Origin of the sequence: Lentibacillus jeotgali (genome assembly GCF_000224785.1) — a bacterium.
In the GTDB taxonomy this organism is placed as follows: domain Bacteria; phylum Bacillota; class Bacilli; order Bacillales; family Amphibacillaceae; genus Lentibacillus; species Lentibacillus jeotgali.
Genome location: NZ_AGAV01000025.1, coordinates 81,568 through 97,163, shown reverse-complemented (window position 1 = coordinate 97,163; position 15,596 = coordinate 81,568). Strand labels below are relative to the sequence as shown.

Annotated in this window: 18 protein-coding genes and 1 other annotated feature; of the genes, 2 read left to right on the top strand and 16 right to left on the bottom strand. The window is 41.4% G+C overall.

What is annotated here, in order from left to right; translation table 11 throughout:
- Positions 1–85: 85 nt before the first annotated feature.
- Both ON01_RS18095 and ON01_RS18090 read right to left on the bottom strand, forming a co-directional pair.
- Positions 86–1,171 (bottom strand): M42 family metallopeptidase, encoded by a 1,086-nt coding sequence (locus ON01_RS18095; protein WP_010532437.1) that lies wholly within the window; start codon positions 1,169–1,171, stop codon positions 86–88.
- Positions 1,172–1,495: 324 nt separating this feature from the next.
- Positions 1,496–1,981 (bottom strand): dUTP diphosphatase, encoded by a 486-nt coding sequence (locus ON01_RS18090; RefSeq protein ID WP_010532436.1) that lies wholly within the window; start codon positions 1,979–1,981, stop codon positions 1,496–1,498.
- 147 nt (positions 1,982–2,128) lie between these two features.
- On the opposite strand from ON01_RS18090, the gene ON01_RS18085 reads away from it, so the two are divergent.
- A complete protein-coding gene (locus tag ON01_RS18085; protein WP_010532435.1) occupies positions 2,129–2,521 on the top strand; it encodes a hypothetical protein in 393 nt (130 codons plus the stop codon).
- A gap of 43 nt (positions 2,522–2,564) precedes the next feature.
- Here the strand turns inward: ON01_RS18085 and ON01_RS18080 are convergent, their stop codons facing one another.
- The 12 genes from ON01_RS18080 to ON01_RS18025 all read right to left on the bottom strand — a co-directional run bounded on the left by ON01_RS18080 (position 2,565) and on the right by ON01_RS18025 (position 13,325).
- Positions 2,565–3,137: a TVP38/TMEM64 family protein gene (locus ON01_RS18080; RefSeq protein WP_010532434.1), complete on the bottom strand. Its 573-nt coding sequence runs from the start codon at positions 3,135–3,137 to the stop codon at positions 2,565–2,567.
- 73 nt (positions 3,138–3,210) lie between these two features.
- On the bottom strand, positions 3,211–3,459 hold the full coding sequence (locus ON01_RS18075) for a DUF1294 domain-containing protein (protein WP_010532433.1): 249 nt from the start codon (positions 3,457–3,459) through the stop codon (positions 3,211–3,213).
- 320 nt (positions 3,460–3,779) lie between these two features.
- Positions 3,780–4,136 carry a 50S ribosomal protein L20 gene (gene rplT / locus ON01_RS18070; RefSeq protein ID WP_010532432.1) on the bottom strand — a complete coding sequence of 119 codons (357 nt, stop codon included), beginning with the start codon at positions 4,134–4,136 and terminating at the stop codon, positions 3,780–3,782.
- Positions 4,137–4,197: 61 nt separating this feature from the next.
- A complete protein-coding gene (gene rpmI / locus ON01_RS18065; protein WP_010532431.1) occupies positions 4,198–4,395 on the bottom strand; it encodes a 50S ribosomal protein L35 in 198 nt (65 codons plus the stop codon).
- Between the two features lie 31 nt (positions 4,396–4,426).
- The gene (gene infC, locus ON01_RS18060; protein ID WP_010532430.1) at positions 4,427–4,930 is read right to left on the bottom strand and encodes a translation initiation factor IF-3; all 504 of its coding nucleotides are present in this window, start codon (positions 4,928–4,930) and stop codon (positions 4,427–4,429) included.
- 72 nt (positions 4,931–5,002) lie between these two features.
- Positions 5,003–5,130, bottom strand: a sequence feature (ribosomal protein L20 leader region).
- A gap of 311 nt (positions 5,131–5,441) precedes the next feature.
- Positions 5,442–7,388, bottom strand: a complete 1,947-nt coding sequence (gene thrS / locus ON01_RS18055; RefSeq protein ID WP_010532429.1) for a threonine--tRNA ligase — start codon at positions 7,386–7,388, stop codon at positions 5,442–5,444.
- A 365-nt stretch (positions 7,389–7,753) separates the two neighbouring features.
- A complete protein-coding gene (ytxC, locus tag ON01_RS18050) occupies positions 7,754–8,599 on the bottom strand; it encodes a sporulation protein YtxC (protein ID WP_425357520.1) in 846 nt (281 codons plus the stop codon).
- A gap of 211 nt (positions 8,600–8,810) precedes the next feature.
- Positions 8,811–9,743, bottom strand: a complete 933-nt coding sequence (gene dnaI / locus ON01_RS18045; RefSeq protein WP_010532427.1) for a primosomal protein DnaI — start codon at positions 9,741–9,743, stop codon at positions 8,811–8,813.
- Positions 9,744–9,754: 11 nt separating this feature from the next.
- Positions 9,755–11,089, bottom strand: a complete 1,335-nt coding sequence (locus tag ON01_RS18040; RefSeq protein ID WP_010532426.1) for a replication initiation and membrane attachment family protein — start codon at positions 11,087–11,089, stop codon at positions 9,755–9,757.
- An 86-nt stretch (positions 11,090–11,175) separates the two neighbouring features.
- Complete coding sequence (gene nrdR / locus ON01_RS18035; protein ID WP_010532425.1) at positions 11,176–11,646, bottom strand: transcriptional regulator NrdR; 471 nt, start codon at positions 11,644–11,646, stop codon at positions 11,176–11,178.
- Between the two features lie 21 nt (positions 11,647–11,667).
- Entirely contained in the window at positions 11,668–12,060 is a 393-nt protein-coding gene (locus ON01_RS18030; RefSeq protein ID WP_010532424.1) for a hypothetical protein, read from the bottom strand.
- A gap of 233 nt (positions 12,061–12,293) precedes the next feature.
- Positions 12,294–13,325, bottom strand: coding sequence for a glyceraldehyde-3-phosphate dehydrogenase (locus tag ON01_RS18025; RefSeq protein WP_010532423.1), 1,032 nt, complete (start codon positions 13,323–13,325; stop codon positions 12,294–12,296).
- 228 nt (positions 13,326–13,553) lie between these two features.
- On the opposite strand from ON01_RS18025, the gene ON01_RS18020 reads away from it, so the two are divergent.
- Positions 13,554–14,057: a GNAT family N-acetyltransferase gene (locus ON01_RS18020; RefSeq protein ID WP_010532422.1), complete on the top strand. Its 504-nt coding sequence runs from the start codon at positions 13,554–13,556 to the stop codon at positions 14,055–14,057.
- 92 nt (positions 14,058–14,149) lie between these two features.
- Here the strand turns inward: ON01_RS18020 and coaE are convergent, their stop codons facing one another.
- Together coaE and mutM are read right to left on the bottom strand one after the other, a co-directional pair.
- The gene (gene coaE, locus ON01_RS18015) at positions 14,150–14,749 is read right to left on the bottom strand and encodes a dephospho-CoA kinase (protein ID WP_010532421.1); all 600 of its coding nucleotides are present in this window, start codon (positions 14,747–14,749) and stop codon (positions 14,150–14,152) included.
- A 9-nt stretch (positions 14,750–14,758) separates the two neighbouring features.
- Positions 14,759–15,589: a DNA-formamidopyrimidine glycosylase gene (gene mutM, locus ON01_RS18010; protein ID WP_010532420.1), complete on the bottom strand. Its 831-nt coding sequence runs from the start codon at positions 15,587–15,589 to the stop codon at positions 14,759–14,761.
- Positions 15,590–15,596 lie beyond the last annotated feature (7 nt).

The window sequence follows — 15,596 nt, the reverse complement described above, 5'->3', positions numbered from 1 at the left end:
ACGGTTAATACTTACCCAACATTCAAACCTTCAGATTATTTTGTTTTGCCCCAGCCTTATTTTTGTGTTTCTGTTCTGCTTAACACTAACCGAGTTTAATTTCTTTCACTTTATCTGCATCCAATTTTTTAATCGTGGCCACTATCAGCTTGACGGCATTTTCGAAATCATCACGGTGTAAGATCGCTGCATGTGAGTGAATATAGCGTGTTGCAATGGTAATTGACAGTGACGGAACACCGTCTGCCGTCAAGTGAATGGAACCGGAATCCGTTCCCCCGCCGGCAATAGAGGCAAATTGATATGGGATGTTCTGCTCATCCGCAGTATCAACAACCAAATCGCGCACACCCTTGCTCGGAACCATAGATGCATCATAAATAATAATTTGCGGTCCTTCTCCAAGCTTGCTGTCTGCTTCTTTATCAGATACCCCAGGCATGTCTCCAGCAATTCCCACATCAACACCGAAGCCGATATCCGGTTTAATAGCATATGCTGAGGTACGTGCTCCGCGCAAACCAACCTCTTCCTGAATGGTTCCAACACCATAAACGATGTTCGGATGCTTTTCACCTTTCAGCTGTTTTAATACCTCAATCGCAATAGCACAACCTATCCGATTATCCCAAGCCTTGGCCATTAGCATTTTTTCGTTTTTCATCTGTGTGAATTCAAAGTAAGGTACAATCGAATCGCCGGGGCGGACACCAAACTCTTGAGCTTCCTCTCTGCTTGATGCACCAATATCGATAAACATATTTTTAATCTCAACCGGTTTTTTGCGCTCTTCAGCTGACAATACATGCGGCGGTTTGGAACCAATGATACCAGTCACATCACCACGTGCTGTCATAACCGTTACTCGCTGCGCTAGCATGACCTGATTCCACCAGCCGCCGACAGTCTGGAAATACACAAAGCCCTTATCATCAATCCGTGTAACCATGAAGCCAACCTCGTCCAAATGACCAGCCACCATAATTTTCGGCCCGTTTTCCTCACCGGTCTTTTTCGCAATCAGACTTCCCAGGTTATCTGTATAAAGTTCATCAGCATAAGGCGAAATGTATTTTTCCATAACCTCCCTTGGCTCTTTCTCATTGCCCGGAATCCCCCGCGCATCTGTCAGATCTTTTAACATCGTGTTTGTCTCATCTAAATTTGCCATATGTATAAACCTCCTTCTTCATCCTCTTTTATTATAACGCCAACACCATAAATGACAAAATTTTTTTGCTATATAAGTTAGTGTTAAATTTAGCGGTGAATTTATACAAGATAAGCCACGTCCGGTTCCAGCGACTAGCGAGATCTCCCTCATCTCCGTCCGATAAGTTAACAGCGGTTCGCTTACGCTCATCGTGTTTCCTTCATCTCCTGCGGCTAGTGGGGTAGTTCGGCTAAAACCACCGCGATGCGCGGCAACGCCGACCCACCTGCGACGCGCAGGCGCAGTTCTTACGTCGCTAACCGGGCGCTAGCACCTTTGCACTTAATATCCCTGATTTTGTCGCTCATAATTGATTTCATTCTTTTTTAAATAGGCATCTTTTACCCCTTGTTCGTCAAATCCAAGCAAATTACCCAGATCCAGGTAACTGTCAAATAACTTATTGTAGTTTTTCTCCGATGGCTCTCGGTAAAATGCCGCGCATAAATCATATACACGGTTAAACTGCCCAGTTTCGTCGTTCTCAGTCGAATTTATCGAACCAGTAGCATAGCGGTAACCCTTGTCCAGTCCCAGTGAGAGAATAAAATGAATCCCGTCGACATATTCCTCTAAAATAACGGATTGATCATTCCGGGGTTTGACACTCCAAAATTTAAAACACCTTGTTTCATTAGCCAGCTCTCCCAACTCCACAAGCAAAGCCAAGTATTTCTCCTTGAACAAATCCTTGCCTGACAGATCATGCTGGGATTCAATATAGGCATCCAGCTGTTTTTGCATCGAATATAATGATGACCATTCCACTTTACCTTACCCCATTTCACGTTGCAGATACATAGCAACCCTCAAAATATTTGCTTATAATTGTATCATGAAATCATTATATTAGTGAAACCTCCAGAGAACTCGTAACGTATAGATACTATTAAGTGTTACAAGGAGACAGGGGATATGATTGTTCTTTTATTTCGATTGCTTATACTGATCGCACTTGCACTGATCGTCTATACAATTGTTCAATACTTCCGTAACCCAGACCGAAAACTGCAAATCGCCAAAGAAGCCAATACGTTCTATATGGTGGATGATCCCGGCAATTCCAAAAAGAATATTCAATTTGTATATAAAAGCTGTCTGTTTGAAGGCGAAAAATATATTGACGCGACCGAAGACTCGTTTGAAGTTGTTGATATTCACATATTTGCCCGTAATACCAATGAACTGGAAGGGATAACCCGGGATGATTTATATTTTATTGAAAAAGAATTATTAATCCGCTATCCGCACGCCGCCATAACGTGGAAGTACCCAATTAACAAACTGGTACTGACAACGATTGATTAAGAAAACAGAAGAAATGCGCATCCCGGCGTCGGATGCGCATAGTTCACGTGCTAACTTGGAAAAAGTCATTCCATTTAATAATAATTTCCTTTCGTCTCAGAATGTAGATAAATGGCAGCATTAATAATAATAGGATGAGAATGTGGAACGGGGACAAACTGGATATCCACTTGCCAACTGACGTGTAGACAAATGCCAGTGGAATGTTTGTCAGAATGGATGATTTGGTGTAATCTCTGAAGTTTGAGGATATTTCAATCAGACATAGAGACAGCAAATGGAAATGGATAAATGGAACGAGTCTCAGCAGAGCGATTTGCGATGTTGTAAATTCGGAATTCTTCCCCATCAGTTTCTGCTTCAAATTAACAAGTTTTGCGAAAGTGTTTGGCATCCAGCGAATAATTGCGTAAAAAATGAGACTGGAAAGTGTTATACCAATCACGGAGTATAATGTCCCTGCAACAGTCCCAAAAAGCACGCCTCCTGAAATACATATTAAAACAACGGGAAGAAAAAATAAGGGTCTTAATAAATGAAAGCTAATGAATAAAACCGGTGCAAACAGCCCGCCTGTTTCTATAAAAACCATTATATAATGGCTAACCTGCTCCATGCCCAGCCTCCTTCCCCGGTACTCGTTTCATACGCCAGTACAAGTATATGACAATAGACGAGCCATTATGACATTAAAATAATGAAACCGCGAAAACAACTTGAATACTAACTAACACCGGCATTCCTATCACAAATGAACGATGCCTTGTTTTATGCCGGAAGCTTTTCATACCGGCCCATATTCCAATTGCACCGCCCAATATAGCCAACCCCCAAAAGGTTCGTTCGGGAATGCGATATGATTCTCTTTTTGCTTTTTGCTTATCCACTCCCATAATCAGGAATGCTATTATATTAACGCCAAGTATATAAGCGATCATCATTTTTATCTCCCCTGCCAATTCTTAATTTTTAACATATTAAAATCTGATGGGAATAGACGGTCCTCATTATACCTGAAACAATTGGTCAATACGATCTTTATGAAAACTTAATTCATCGCTGAGCAAAAATTTCAATCTATCATCGAGTGCCGGTCAAAATAATATCACGAATTAATAATCATGATATAATGACAACTAATAAGTTTACGATCTTAATCAATCGAATAAGAGAGAATGACAAAACCTGCAACAAAAGTAAATTTTATATTAAAAAGCCAAACCCTGATGAAAATGGGTTTGGCTTTTTAATGATGTCATTATTTCAATGCTGCTTTAGCCTTATCGGCTAATTGCGCAAATGCTTTTTCATCACTGACAGCGAGGTCTGACAGCATTTTGCGGTTGACTTCGACGCCTGCTTGCCTTAGACCATGCATTAGTCTGCTGTATGAAATGTCATTCATGCGGGCTGCAGCATTAATGCGGGAAATCCATAGCTTGCGGAAGTCACGTTTTTTCTGTCTGCGGTCACGGTAAGCATATTGTCCGGACTTCATGACCTGCTGTTTTGCTTGTTTAAATAATGCTCTTTTCGAACCATAATAACCTTTAGCTAATTTCAATGTTCGTTTACGGCGTCTGCGCGTAACTGGTCCACCTTTTACACGTGGCATAGTAATTCCCTCCTAATACAATTGAAAATCGTTACTTATTTAAATGAGTACATCGGCCTTTTTATTTATACGGAAGCATTGTTTTAATACGTCTGAAATCACTCTTGGAAACGATAGCGGATTTACGAAGCTTACGTTTCTGCTTTGGTGATTTATGTGCGAACATATGACTTGTGTACGCATGTGCGCGTTTCAGCTTTCCTGAACCTGTTTTGCGGAAACGTTTTTGTGAACCTTTATGGCTTTTCATTTTAGGCATATTGATATCCTCCTTATTCGTTAAATGCTGCTTACTTTTCTTTGATTGGTGCAAGCATCATAAACATATTACGGCCTTCCATTTTTGCTTTGGATTCAATTGTGGCAACATCATTTGTTTCTTCAGCCAAACGGTCAAGCACTTCACGGCCTAAATCCTTGTGTGTAATAGCCCGACCGCGGAAACGGACAGAAGCTTTAACTTTGTCGCCTTTACTTAAGAATTTTCGTGCATTCTTCAGTTTTGTGTTGAAATCATGCTCGCCAATTCCTGGAGTAAACCGCACTTCTTTTACATTAATGACTTTTTGTTTTTTACGCGCTTCTTTTTCTTTCTTCTGCTGCTCATAGCGGTATTTGCCATAATTCATGATACGGCATACTGGTGGTTTAGCATTTGGTGCAACCAAAACTAAATCCAAATCGCGCTTTTGAGCAATATCCAGCGCCTCATTGCGTGATTTCACTCCTAACTGATCCCCGTTAGAGTCGATCAGACGTACCTCGCGGGCACGGATTTTTTCATTGACGTTCATTTCTTTGCTAATTGCCAGCCACCTCCAAAATATTTTTATTACCCTGATCCGTCATTGACAAGTGATTCTATCGCAAATAAAAAAGTGTCGGTACATACTGCACCCACACGTCTCCAATAAATCGCTATTGAAAAGTTCAGAACCAGCCGACTGCATAATTGCGTCGATCAGGTGAGAAGCGGGTGCTTCTACTTGTCTCAGACCATTTTGTTCAACTTTTATAGAATAGCATCTATTAAACCGTATGTCAACAGGTTTATGCTTCTTATAAAAGTTCTATAATCAGTTTATCATGATCACAGCCAAAAAGGAAGCCCAGATTCCTTTACTGTTCTGAGAAGACGTTCACGGTCCAATTATAATGTAGAGAAGCTGGGACAATCTTTAACGGCCAACTTTAAACAGCTTATGCAAAAACCTCTGCCAGCGCGATAATTAATTTTTTCTGCTGATGTTCCTGGCCATCTGCTGATATTTCTCCTCATCTGCAGATTGTCCCACTCTCTTACTGTTATTTTTTATTGAGAACCTTTTGATCAATTTCTTCCTCAATCAATGCTTTAAATTCATCAAAGCTCAATGTTCTGGATTCTTTTTCGCCATAACGCCGGACATTCACGCTATTATTCTCAATTTCATTATCCCCCAGCACTAAGCTGAAGGGAACTTTTTGTGTCTGTGCTTCCCTGATTTTATAGCCAATTTTTTCATCGCGTTCGTCAACTTCGACTCGTACACCCTCGAATCGCAATTTATCCGCGACTCCTTTCACATAATCGAGATGAGCATCTGGTGCGACAGGGATAACCTTTACTTGAACAGGTGCGAGCCAGGTTGGGAATGCACCCTTATATTCTTCAATTAGAAATGCCACGAAACGTTCCATCGTCGAGACAACACCGCGGTGGATGACGACCGGGCGATGTTCATTCCCGTCTTGACCGATATATGTCAAGTCAAAACGTTCTGGCAGTTGATAATCAAGCTGGACAGTGGAAAGCGTTTCGTCCTTTCCTAACGCTGTTTGAACCTGCACGTCCAATTTTGGACCGTAGAAAGCAGCTTCCCCTTCAGCTTCAACGTACTTGACGTCCATCTCTTCCATCGTTTCTTTCAACATGACCTGTGCTTTTTCCCACATTTCATCATTATCAATATACTTCTCTTTATCTTCAGGATCCCGGTACGACAGACGGAAATAATAATCCTTAATCCCGAAATCCTTATAAACTCTTTGCACAAGTTCCACAACCCGAATAAATTCATCCTTTAACTGATCAGGCCGTGCAAAGATATGGGCATCATTCAGGGTCATCGCCCGGACACGCTGCAACCCTGCCAGTGCACCGGACATTTCATGGCGGTGCATCATTCCCAGTTCAGCGATTCTAACCGGTAAATTACGATAACTGTATAATTGATTTTTGTACACCATCATATGATGCGGGCAGTTCATTGGACGGAGAACCAGATCTTCGTTGTCCATTTCCATTGTCGGGAACATATCATCCTGATAGTGATCCCAATGACCGCTTGTTTTATACAAATCAACACTGCCTAGAACAGGTGTGTACACATGGTCATAACCTAGGCGTTCTTCAATATCAACGATGTAGCGCTCAATAATACGGCGGATTGTCGCCCCATTAGGGAGCCATAACGGTAGCCCCTGTCCCACTTTTTGAGAAACGGTAAATATTTCCAGTTCCTTACCAAGTCTACGATGGTCGCGCTCTTTCCGCTCCTCGAGGATGTGCAGATGTTCCTCAAGTTGACTTTGTTTTTCAAAAGCTGTTCCGTAAATCCGCTGCAGCTGTTTATTATTGCTGTCACCCCGCCAATAGGCTCCGGATACACTCAGCAATTTAAAAGCTTTTATTTTACTTGTCGATGGAACATGAACACCACGGCACAGGTCAAAAAATTCACCTTGTTTGTAAATTGTCACCTGCTCGTCCTCCGGGATATCGTCGATCAATTCAAGTTTCAGATCGTCCCCGATTTCCTGGAACATCTCCTTCGCTTTATTGCGGGAGACCTCAATGCGTTGAATTTCCAAGTTTTCGTCAATAATTCGTTTCATTTCTTTTTCAATTTTAGGAAGATCTTCAGGTGTAAGGGCATGATCCAAATCAATATCATAATAGAAGCCTTCTTCAATAACTGGACCAACGCCGAATTTCACATTATCAAACAACCTGGTAACCGCTTGTGCCAGTAGATGGGCTGTTGAGTGGCGCATAATCTCAACGCCTTCCTGATTTTTATACGTCGTGATTTCAATCGCCCCGCCATGGGGAAGCTCCCGTCTGAGATCATATAATTTGCCATCGACCTTGACTGCCAGTGCCTGTTTCTTTAACCCGGGTGAAATCGAACCTGCAATATCTTCTCCAGTAGTTCCCGCAGGAAACGATTTGCTCGCCCCATCGGGAAATGTAATTGTAATATCCGCCATATTTATCACTCCTTCGGTATATGTTTGATTTAAATTTTTCAAAATAAAAACGCCCGTCCCTATGCTTCAAAGCAAAGGGACGAGCGTTCAGCACGCGGTTCCACCCTAAATTTCCGCAACAAATGCGGCTTCATTTATCCTTAACGCAGACGTTACGCTACTGCTTACTCCTTGTTCAACAGTAGAGTTTAAAGGCGGTAATCATTTGCAGGCATAGTGGAAGCTTTCAGCCAGCGGCTTCCTTCTCTTATCTATCCAAAAAGACAAACGATCATGTCCTTATCGTTACTTTTCCATTCATCAATTTATATAAATGGTATTATAGCTTGTGTTTCAAATAAAATCAAGTTTAATCATTTATTTTTTTAAGTCATGTGAAACGGAAATCTACTGTAAGGTTCAAATTCAACCCGTTCCTGAAAAATATTAATAACAGTTAGAGTTTTTGGATCTGACGGCTCATCACCAAACAGCTTGATTTTTTCGGGAGCCATGGCGATCAGCGGTGATAAATTCAGCTCATCAGCATCAAGGCCGACAAGGTAGAGCGGTTCTTTCTGCATGAGCACACGCAGTTCCATCCGTGAAAACTGTTTGCCATCCGGTTTAAAAAAAGAAAGCGGCTCACCTTGTACAACATGAATGGTTTCAAACACGGGTTCTCGCCTTATGATATAATTCCTGAGCGTATCGATAAATGCCTGGTGTTCCTCTTCTCGCTTAAATTCATCAATCGCAAGCCCGACATAGTGGACAAGCTGATCCTTAAACACTTTCAATTGAAAATTTATGAGTGAATCAAAATGGAGTATTCTCGAATTTTTAATATTGACGAGAAAAAGTGAGTGCAGCAATTTAGTTGGATCTTTATTATTTCTGACATGCTGACTGTCCTCATCATTTCCGGCAACAATCCAATGCGATAAATCCATGATACGCTCAATCTCATCAGAATTTGAATAATAATAATTATGTTTAATAACCCGATTGATCATGTTTGTAAGCCGGTGTGCTACGAACACCCTGACCATTGAACCGGCGATGGCTTCGGTAAATTTATCACCTGATTCCTGATAATCCAGCTGCAGATGATTTCCCCATTTCTCTGTTGTTTTCCAATGTAATTCAATTTTTTTATTCAGTTGAAACAAATTCTCGCAGAAACTTATGGCTTCTTTATCCGACTCAAAGTACACTTCCAGCAAAAACATCACCCTCACCCAAGACCAAACTGTTACATTATATGGACATCCCTCTTAAAAAATGTATGCTCCAATGAAACTAGTAAATATCTATAGCCCGGGTGATTAAGATAGGGCGTTGTTTAGTTATGTCCCAACCTCTAACTGAAAAAAGTGTCATACCCTGTGAGCATAACACTTTTAAACTAACTGTATTGAGAAAGTATATGAGACAAGACAATTATGATTCACGGCGATTTTTACCAGACAACTTGACTTCCTTGCTGACCTGCTTAATACGTTCAATAATCCGACCTGCTTTGACCGTTTCACTGCCTCCGCGGCTTGTGGTAGCAAGCTGCTCCTCTAACTGCTGCAGACTATAATTGGATGTGAAAAAGACCGGCAGCTTTTCCATCATTCGGTACTGTAAAATAGATCCCAGAATTTCATCTCTGAACCAGGCTGATTGTGTCTCTGCACCAATATCGTCAAGAATCAGGACATCAGTTGTTTTAAAATAATTGATTTTTTCGTTAATGGAATCGTCTTTGATAGAGCCTTTCATCTCGCGGACAAATTCAGGCATATAAATAAGCATTGATGATATATGATAGTCTTTTAAGGCATTCGCCAGCGCACCAAGCAAATATGTTTTCCCGACACCAAAAGGGCCGTGAAAGTAGATGCCTCTTGCAGGGAGTTCTGTACGAGCATTTTCCAGGAAAAGAAGCAATTCATGTATACCGCTACCCCGTTGATTATCATGATCAATATCGTCAATAGTGGCGTTTAATATATCTTTCGGCATATATAAACTCTGAATCAGCTTTTGCTGTTCCCGTTGTTTTTCAGCATCCACAAGTTTATGGCATTTCTCATATACCAGGTGTATTTCATCGTTTTCCACACGAAGGATTGGCGAGTAGCCTTGAATCATGTTAATGCAGCCGCCAACTGATTCACACCTGTCACATTGTTTGGACTGTGACTTATACTCGTATAGCTTTATCAGGTTTTTATTGATTTCTTTTTGCGGTAGCTGCGGATGTAATGAGAGAAACTCGCTGATTTCCGGGTCAGTCAGGACTTCCTCTCTTACTTTCGTGTAATTCTCCTTGAAGTTTTTATTTTGCTGCATCCATTTTTTTAATTCAGATTGAACCGGCTTCATTTATACCATCCTTACAAATGACTATTCTTCTTTTTAGAATACTTTTTCAGAAGTGCTTCCGTTTCTTCCCATTCTTTATCTGCATTACCATTCTGCTGTGCAGTACTGACCGCTTTCTGTCCCTTTTTCCGTTCTTTGAACCAATCTGGAATAACCTCTTTTGATGCAGGTTTTCGGTTGTTTTTAGGATTATTTTTACGCTGTTGGTACTGGGCCTTCTGCTTTTTGGCAAATGCCATCGCCTCTCTGGCCGTCTTCAGATTAGCCCGTGACCAGTGGCTGGCGATGGTTTCCATATATGCTTTTGATAACTTCATGTCGGTTTGCAGCAGGACATAATGAATCAGCACATTCATGACCGGTGAGGGCAGTCCCTGCGTTGTCATGACTTCACGAATCATCTTTAAGTCCTGACCGGATGCCTGCCCACCGCTTGATAAATCTTCAAGCAGGTTTCTCGGTGAGATGTTTTCAAGTTTTTGAATCAGCTGTTCTTCTTTCGTTGTCGGTTCATACACGTCCGTTGTTTCGTTCTGTTTTTTATCAGTTAATCTAATGGCCGACTGATGTTTCGATTGGAACAGATCATGGCAAGCTTCTTTGAATTCTTTGCTTGCGAGTGTGTTCTCGTCGGTCAGCGCCCATAAAACGGCTTTTTCCACTTCAAATTCAGCCAAGTCATACAGCGCCATCATTTGTGACATCATTTTTTTATTAACTGGCGTCAGCACTTTATTAACCGGAATCATCCGTGTCTGCAGCATTTGTTCCATCCAGGCGAAATCAATTGATGGGACATTTTCTTCCGCATTGTGATCTTCCGCTGGAATGTCCATCCCAATTGAGTGCGGCTGGAATGTTTGAAACACGTCATTAAATAAAGCGGTAATGTCCGACCCTTTGTGGCCAGTCTTTGTGCGGAAATGTTTCTGCAGCATGGTAAACTTTGCCTGTCCGATATGGTGGTACAGCAACTGTGTAAGCATATCATCGGTAAAAAATTCAGCTGGGGCAAACGGACGCTGAATTTCATAAGCATAAGTGTTTTGCTGATCGGATTCCTGCTGATACGTCTTTAAGAGACCGATTCCTTCCAATTTCAGTCTGGCCCGGTAAATGTCATCCAGTGGCAAATTCATATAGTTCATCAATGTATGATGCGTCTGGGTTGTGTTCCCATCCTGAAAATCCAATTCATTGATTAAAGTCAGATACAATGATACCGCCTGTATTCCAATCATTGGCTGATAAAGGTGTGTTAGTGATTTAGTGTAGTCTGCGGGCAGACTTCCCTTCAGTAAAACCCGGTACCCCTCAATTGGCAGAATTTTTCCGATATCTCGCATGATGTTATCCCTTTCTTCTAGAGTCTGTTCAAAGCTGTGTCATTTTTACCGGACTTTATTGAACAACCTATTCTACCCAAACTTCCTTATTCGGATTGCTCTTTATCCGATTTAATCAGATCTTTCAGTTCGTCCAAAAACACCGATATATCCTTGAATTGGCGATAAACCGATGCAAAACGAACATAGGCAACTTCATCAATCTCTGAAAGCCGCTCCATGACCATTTCACCTATTTCATCGCTCTCAACTTCGGAAACCCCTGTGTTCCGGAGTTCTTTCTCTACATCGATTGCAATGCCTTCAATCTTCTCAAGCGGGACAGGCCGTTTTTCACAAGCTTTAATCAATCCCCTGATAAGTTTTTCTCGACTATATTCCTGTCTGGTACCGTCTTTCTTAACGATAATCAGCGGCACTTCTTCGATCCGTTCGAATGTCGTGAACCGGAAGCCGCACCGCTCGCATTCCCTCCGTCTGCGAATTGACTGGCCTTCTTCAATCGGTCGAGAATCCAATACTTTTGTACTTTTGTTTTGGCAATTTGAACATCGCATGTTGTCCAACCCCATTCATTATTACTGCCGCTTATTGTCCACCAGCGGCAGTTCTCTGTCGACATATGTATATAATTGCTGCATCAGTCTGTAACTGTAGCCAAAGTCAATTGGGAGCATCGACTCGGTTGTGACCGAAAAATCAATCGCCGTTCTGTACGGTCTGACCATAATAACCGTTGCGACGATGAATGCTTTTTTTCCTTTGACAATCGTTGCGCTGATTTCTCCGCGGTCTTTGGACACCGCATTAATATGGTATTTGGAATTGTTTTGAAATAAATTTTCAAGTATATTCAGGCCTTTTTCACCTGTCGTTTTATAATAGTGTGTCTGCAACGATTCATCGATATGTACATCGTTTGTTTCGGCATGATCACTGAAATACCTTGCAATAGTTTGACGAAACGACATTTCGTGCACCTCATCCCGAAGAACTTCTTGAGATTTGCATACGCTAATACCTTCATAATCCATGTCTTTATATTGTAACATGATTTTTATCGTTTCAGTAGGCTATTTTCTTAAAGAATACTGTTTTATGACACTGATATCGACAGCCACATTGTGATATGACCAAAAAAGATTGACCCTTTTATTGAACAGGCCAATCTCTTCTACGGTTTTACATATTATTAATTCTGTCATCACGAAACTTTGACATGACGCTGTTTCATATAGCTTCCCACATGTCTTGCAAGGTCGACGACACGTGTGGAGTAGCCCCACTCATTATCATACCAAGCTAGAATTTTAATTTTATTATCTTCCATCACCATCGTCGTAAGTCCATCTATAATAGCTGAATAATCGGTCGTTGTATAATCAATTGATACAAGCGGTTCCTCACTGTATTTGATAATCCCTTTCAATTCATTTTCTGAAGCTTTACGGAAGATATTATTAATCATTTCACTGGTTACAGATTCCTCTACATCAACGACAAGGTCAACGAGCGAAACATTCGGAGTCGGAACTCGCAGTGCCATACCGTGCAGTTTTCCTTCCAAATGCGGTATTACCTTGCCAAGCGCTTTTGCCGCACCGGTGGATGTCGGGATAATCGATTGTGTGCATCCGCGGGCACGACGTAAATCTTTGTGCGGGTTATCGAGGTTTTTTTGATCATTTGTAAACGAATGAACAGTCGTCATCAAACCGTTTACAATCGTTAAGTTAGCATCCAATACCTTTACAATCGGTGCAAGGCAATTAGTTGTACAGGATGCATTAGAGATAACCTCATCTATTTCAGGATTATAGGATTGTTCATTGACGCCCATGACAATTGTATTATCGACTTGTTTTCCGGGAGCTGTAATGACAACTTTTTTGGCTCCTGCCTGAATGTGACGTCCGGCCTCTTCTTTCGTTTTGAACTTTCCAGTCGCTTCAATCACAATATCAATTTCATGTTCTTTCCACGGAAGCTCTTCCGGATCTCGGGAACTGACAATGTTTATGAACGCCCCGTCAATCTCCAAACCGTTTTGGAGCGCTTTAACTTCTCCGTCAAAGATGCCATGGATGCTGTCATACTTAATCAAATGTGCCAGTGTTTCGGGAGGATAATTGGCATTTATTGATACGACGTCTAAATCATTATTTTTCACCGCCTGACGAAAGACCATCCGGCCAATGCGGCCAAAACCATTAATAGCAATCCGGGTTCTACTCATTTTACATCCCCCAATTTATGTTATACTTTTTCAACTGTCATTTGCAATTAGTATAACATATTAAACCGAAGAATGTGCTATTTTTTATTAAAAAATTTCCCTTGATTTAAAAGATGTTCTAATGCCTATGTTAAAATAGAGTGAAAATTCAATCAGCGGGGCGCTTTTATCCATCGTCTGAACTGGGTCTCGTTCCGGCAAATGATTATTATTATGGAGGTGCCATCCTTGAATATATCCGTTATTAAACCGCAGACAAAACACGCAGCAGCGATTGCAGAAATTTGTGCAACAGGCTGGAAACAAACAGTCGAAGGAAAGCTAAGTGAAGAATACCAGAAAAGGAATGTTGAATTTTGGTATAACCACGAACGGGTACTCAACGACATCAATGGAGGAGCTTACACACATGCTGCACTGATCGAATCAGACATTGCCGGTGTGATTGGCGGCGGTATGACCAGTTCGGATACCAGCGAAATATTTCTGCTTTATGTAGATGAAACGTTCCGGTATCAAGGGATAGGCAAACGGTTGCTTGAATCACTGACCCGGGAGCAAATTAACCAGGGAGCAACGGGGCAATGGGTTTCTGTACAGGAGGAGAATCAGCTTGGTATCCCTTTTTACGAAGCAAGAGGCTTTATGTATCAAGAAAAAAGGCTAACGCCAACTGAAACGGGCGAAGTACAGGTATCCATTCGATACGCACGGTCTTTACTTGATACTTAGGACAACGCGATTATACTGCATTAATTAAGCTCGGTTCAGCAAAACCGAGCTTAATTTTGTAAGGATGTTTTGGTTATACCGAACACTTGACTTCAAATAACCTCCCATTCTTTAAGCAGCGATTCAAGCTGTTCATAGGAATCATGCTTTGATCCATTATTATCAACAACGGCATCAGCAAGATCAGCCTTTTCTTTGACCGGCATCTGTGCATTAATCCGCTGGTAAGCTTCTTCTTCCGAGTAACCGTCACGTTCCATCAGACGCTTCAACTGCACATCTTCATTAACATAGACCACAAGGGTTTTATCCACAAAGTGTGTCAGTTTGCTTTCGAATAACAATGGAATGTCGAGCACAACACTTCTTTCACCGGCTGCCGCAAATGCATCCCGGCGTTCGATCATTTTTTCCCTGACGGCCGGGTGCACAATACTGTTTAAAATTTTACGTTTTTCTTCATTTTCAAATACAATAGCGCCTAATTTCTTCCGGTCGAGTGATTTGTCATCGCGTAACACACCCTCACCAAATGTATTCACAATCTGTTCGTATGCCGTCTCACCAGGTATGACAACTTCGCGTGATAATTTGTCTGCATCGATCACTGGAATATTAAAATCATCAAACATTAATGAAACGGTACTTTTACCGCTCGCGATACTCCCTGTCAACCCAATAACTAGTGTCATTTGCAATCCTCACTTCATTTTTTGGCACGAAACACAAACGTGAGTGCCTCGACCACCGATTTTCATTTTCACAATTGGCTTGCCGCATGTTTTGCATGGTTCATTCGCCTGGCCGTACACAAACAGTTCCTGTTGAAACATACCCATAACGCCCTGGGAATTGACGTATGATCGAATCGTAGTACCTCCTTGGGCCACCGCCTCTTTCAAGGTGTATATCGCTGCTTCCCAGATCACTTTCACTTCTCTTTTCTTCAATTTATTCGCTTTACTTAACGGGTGAATATTTGCTTTAAACAACGTTTCATCAACATAAATATTTCCCAACCCGGCAACAATCGCCTGATCCAATAACACCGATTTGATGGCACGGTCTGTTTTTTTCAACTTTTGGTAAAAATAATCCAGCGTGAATGCCTCATCAAATGGATCAGGACCCAATTGATTCAACGGTTTATTATTCCGTTCATCACCTTTTTTAAACAAATGCATCGTCCCGAATTTGCGTACGTCATTATAGCGGAGTTCCTCGCCATCGCTGAATTTAAAAATGACGTGTGTATGCTTTTTAACTGGTTCTCCTGATGGATGGACACTGTACTTGCCTTCCATCCGTAAATGGGATACCAGTACAGCATCATCCAGTTCAAACAACAGGAACTTGCCTCTTCTGTGTATATCTTTGATCGATTGTTTCATTAAAAGATGTTTAAAATGATCAATATCATCAGGCTGTTTAATAATATTTGGCCAAAATACAGATACATCTATAATGGTTTTATCGATTACAAATCGTTTGAGCGTATTTTTTATTGTCTCGACTTCTGGTAATTCCGGCATGCCATCT

What these genes read in the sequence shown, in the direction of transcription:
- mutM (WP_010532420.1), bottom strand. Translation starts at nt 15,589, where the DNA reads ATGCCGGAATTACCAGAAGTCGAGACAATAAAAAATACGCTCAAACGA.
- thrS (WP_010532429.1), bottom strand. Translation starts at nt 7,388, where the DNA reads ATGGCGGATATTACAATTACATTTCCCGATGGGGCGAGCAAATCGTTT.
- ON01_RS18030 (WP_010532424.1), bottom strand. Translation starts at nt 12,060, where the DNA reads ATGTCGTTTCGTCAAACTATTGCAAGGTATTTCAGTGATCATGCCGAA.
- nrdR (WP_010532425.1), bottom strand. Translation starts at nt 11,646, where the DNA reads ATGCGATGTTCAAATTGCCAAAACAAAAGTACAAAAGTATTGGATTCT.
- coaE (WP_010532421.1), bottom strand. Translation starts at nt 14,749, where the DNA reads ATGACACTAGTTATTGGGTTGACAGGGAGTATCGCGAGCGGTAAAAGT.
- infC (WP_010532430.1), bottom strand. Translation starts at nt 4,930, where the DNA reads ATGAACGTCAATGAAAAAATCCGTGCCCGCGAGGTACGTCTGATCGAC.
- ON01_RS18075 (WP_010532433.1), bottom strand. Translation starts at nt 3,459, where the DNA reads ATGATCGCTTATATACTTGGCGTTAATATAATAGCATTCCTGATTATG.
- ON01_RS18025 (WP_010532423.1), bottom strand. Translation starts at nt 13,325, where the DNA reads ATGAGTAGAACCCGGATTGCTATTAATGGTTTTGGCCGCATTGGCCGG.
- ON01_RS18095 (WP_010532437.1), bottom strand. Translation starts at nt 1,171, where the DNA reads ATGGCAAATTTAGATGAGACAAACACGATGTTAAAAGATCTGACAGAT.
- rplT (WP_010532432.1), bottom strand. Translation starts at nt 4,136, where the DNA reads ATGCCACGTGTAAAAGGTGGACCAGTTACGCGCAGACGCCGTAAACGA.
- ON01_RS18080 (WP_010532434.1), bottom strand. Translation starts at nt 3,137, where the DNA reads ATGGAGCAGGTTAGCCATTATATAATGGTTTTTATAGAAACAGGCGGG.
- dnaI (WP_010532427.1), bottom strand. Translation starts at nt 9,743, where the DNA reads ATGAAGCCGGTTCAATCTGAATTAAAAAAATGGATGCAGCAAAATAAA.
- ytxC (WP_425357520.1), bottom strand. Translation starts at nt 8,599, where the DNA reads ATGTTTTTGCTGGAAGTGTACTTTGAGTCGGATAAAGAAGCCATAAGT.
- ON01_RS18085 (WP_010532435.1), top strand. Translation starts at nt 2,129, where the DNA reads ATGATTGTTCTTTTATTTCGATTGCTTATACTGATCGCACTTGCACTG.
- ON01_RS18040 (WP_010532426.1), bottom strand. Translation starts at nt 11,089, where the DNA reads ATGCGAGATATCGGAAAAATTCTGCCAATTGAGGGGTACCGGGTTTTA.
- rpmI (WP_010532431.1), bottom strand. Translation starts at nt 4,395, where the DNA reads ATGCCTAAAATGAAAAGCCATAAAGGTTCACAAAAACGTTTCCGCAAA.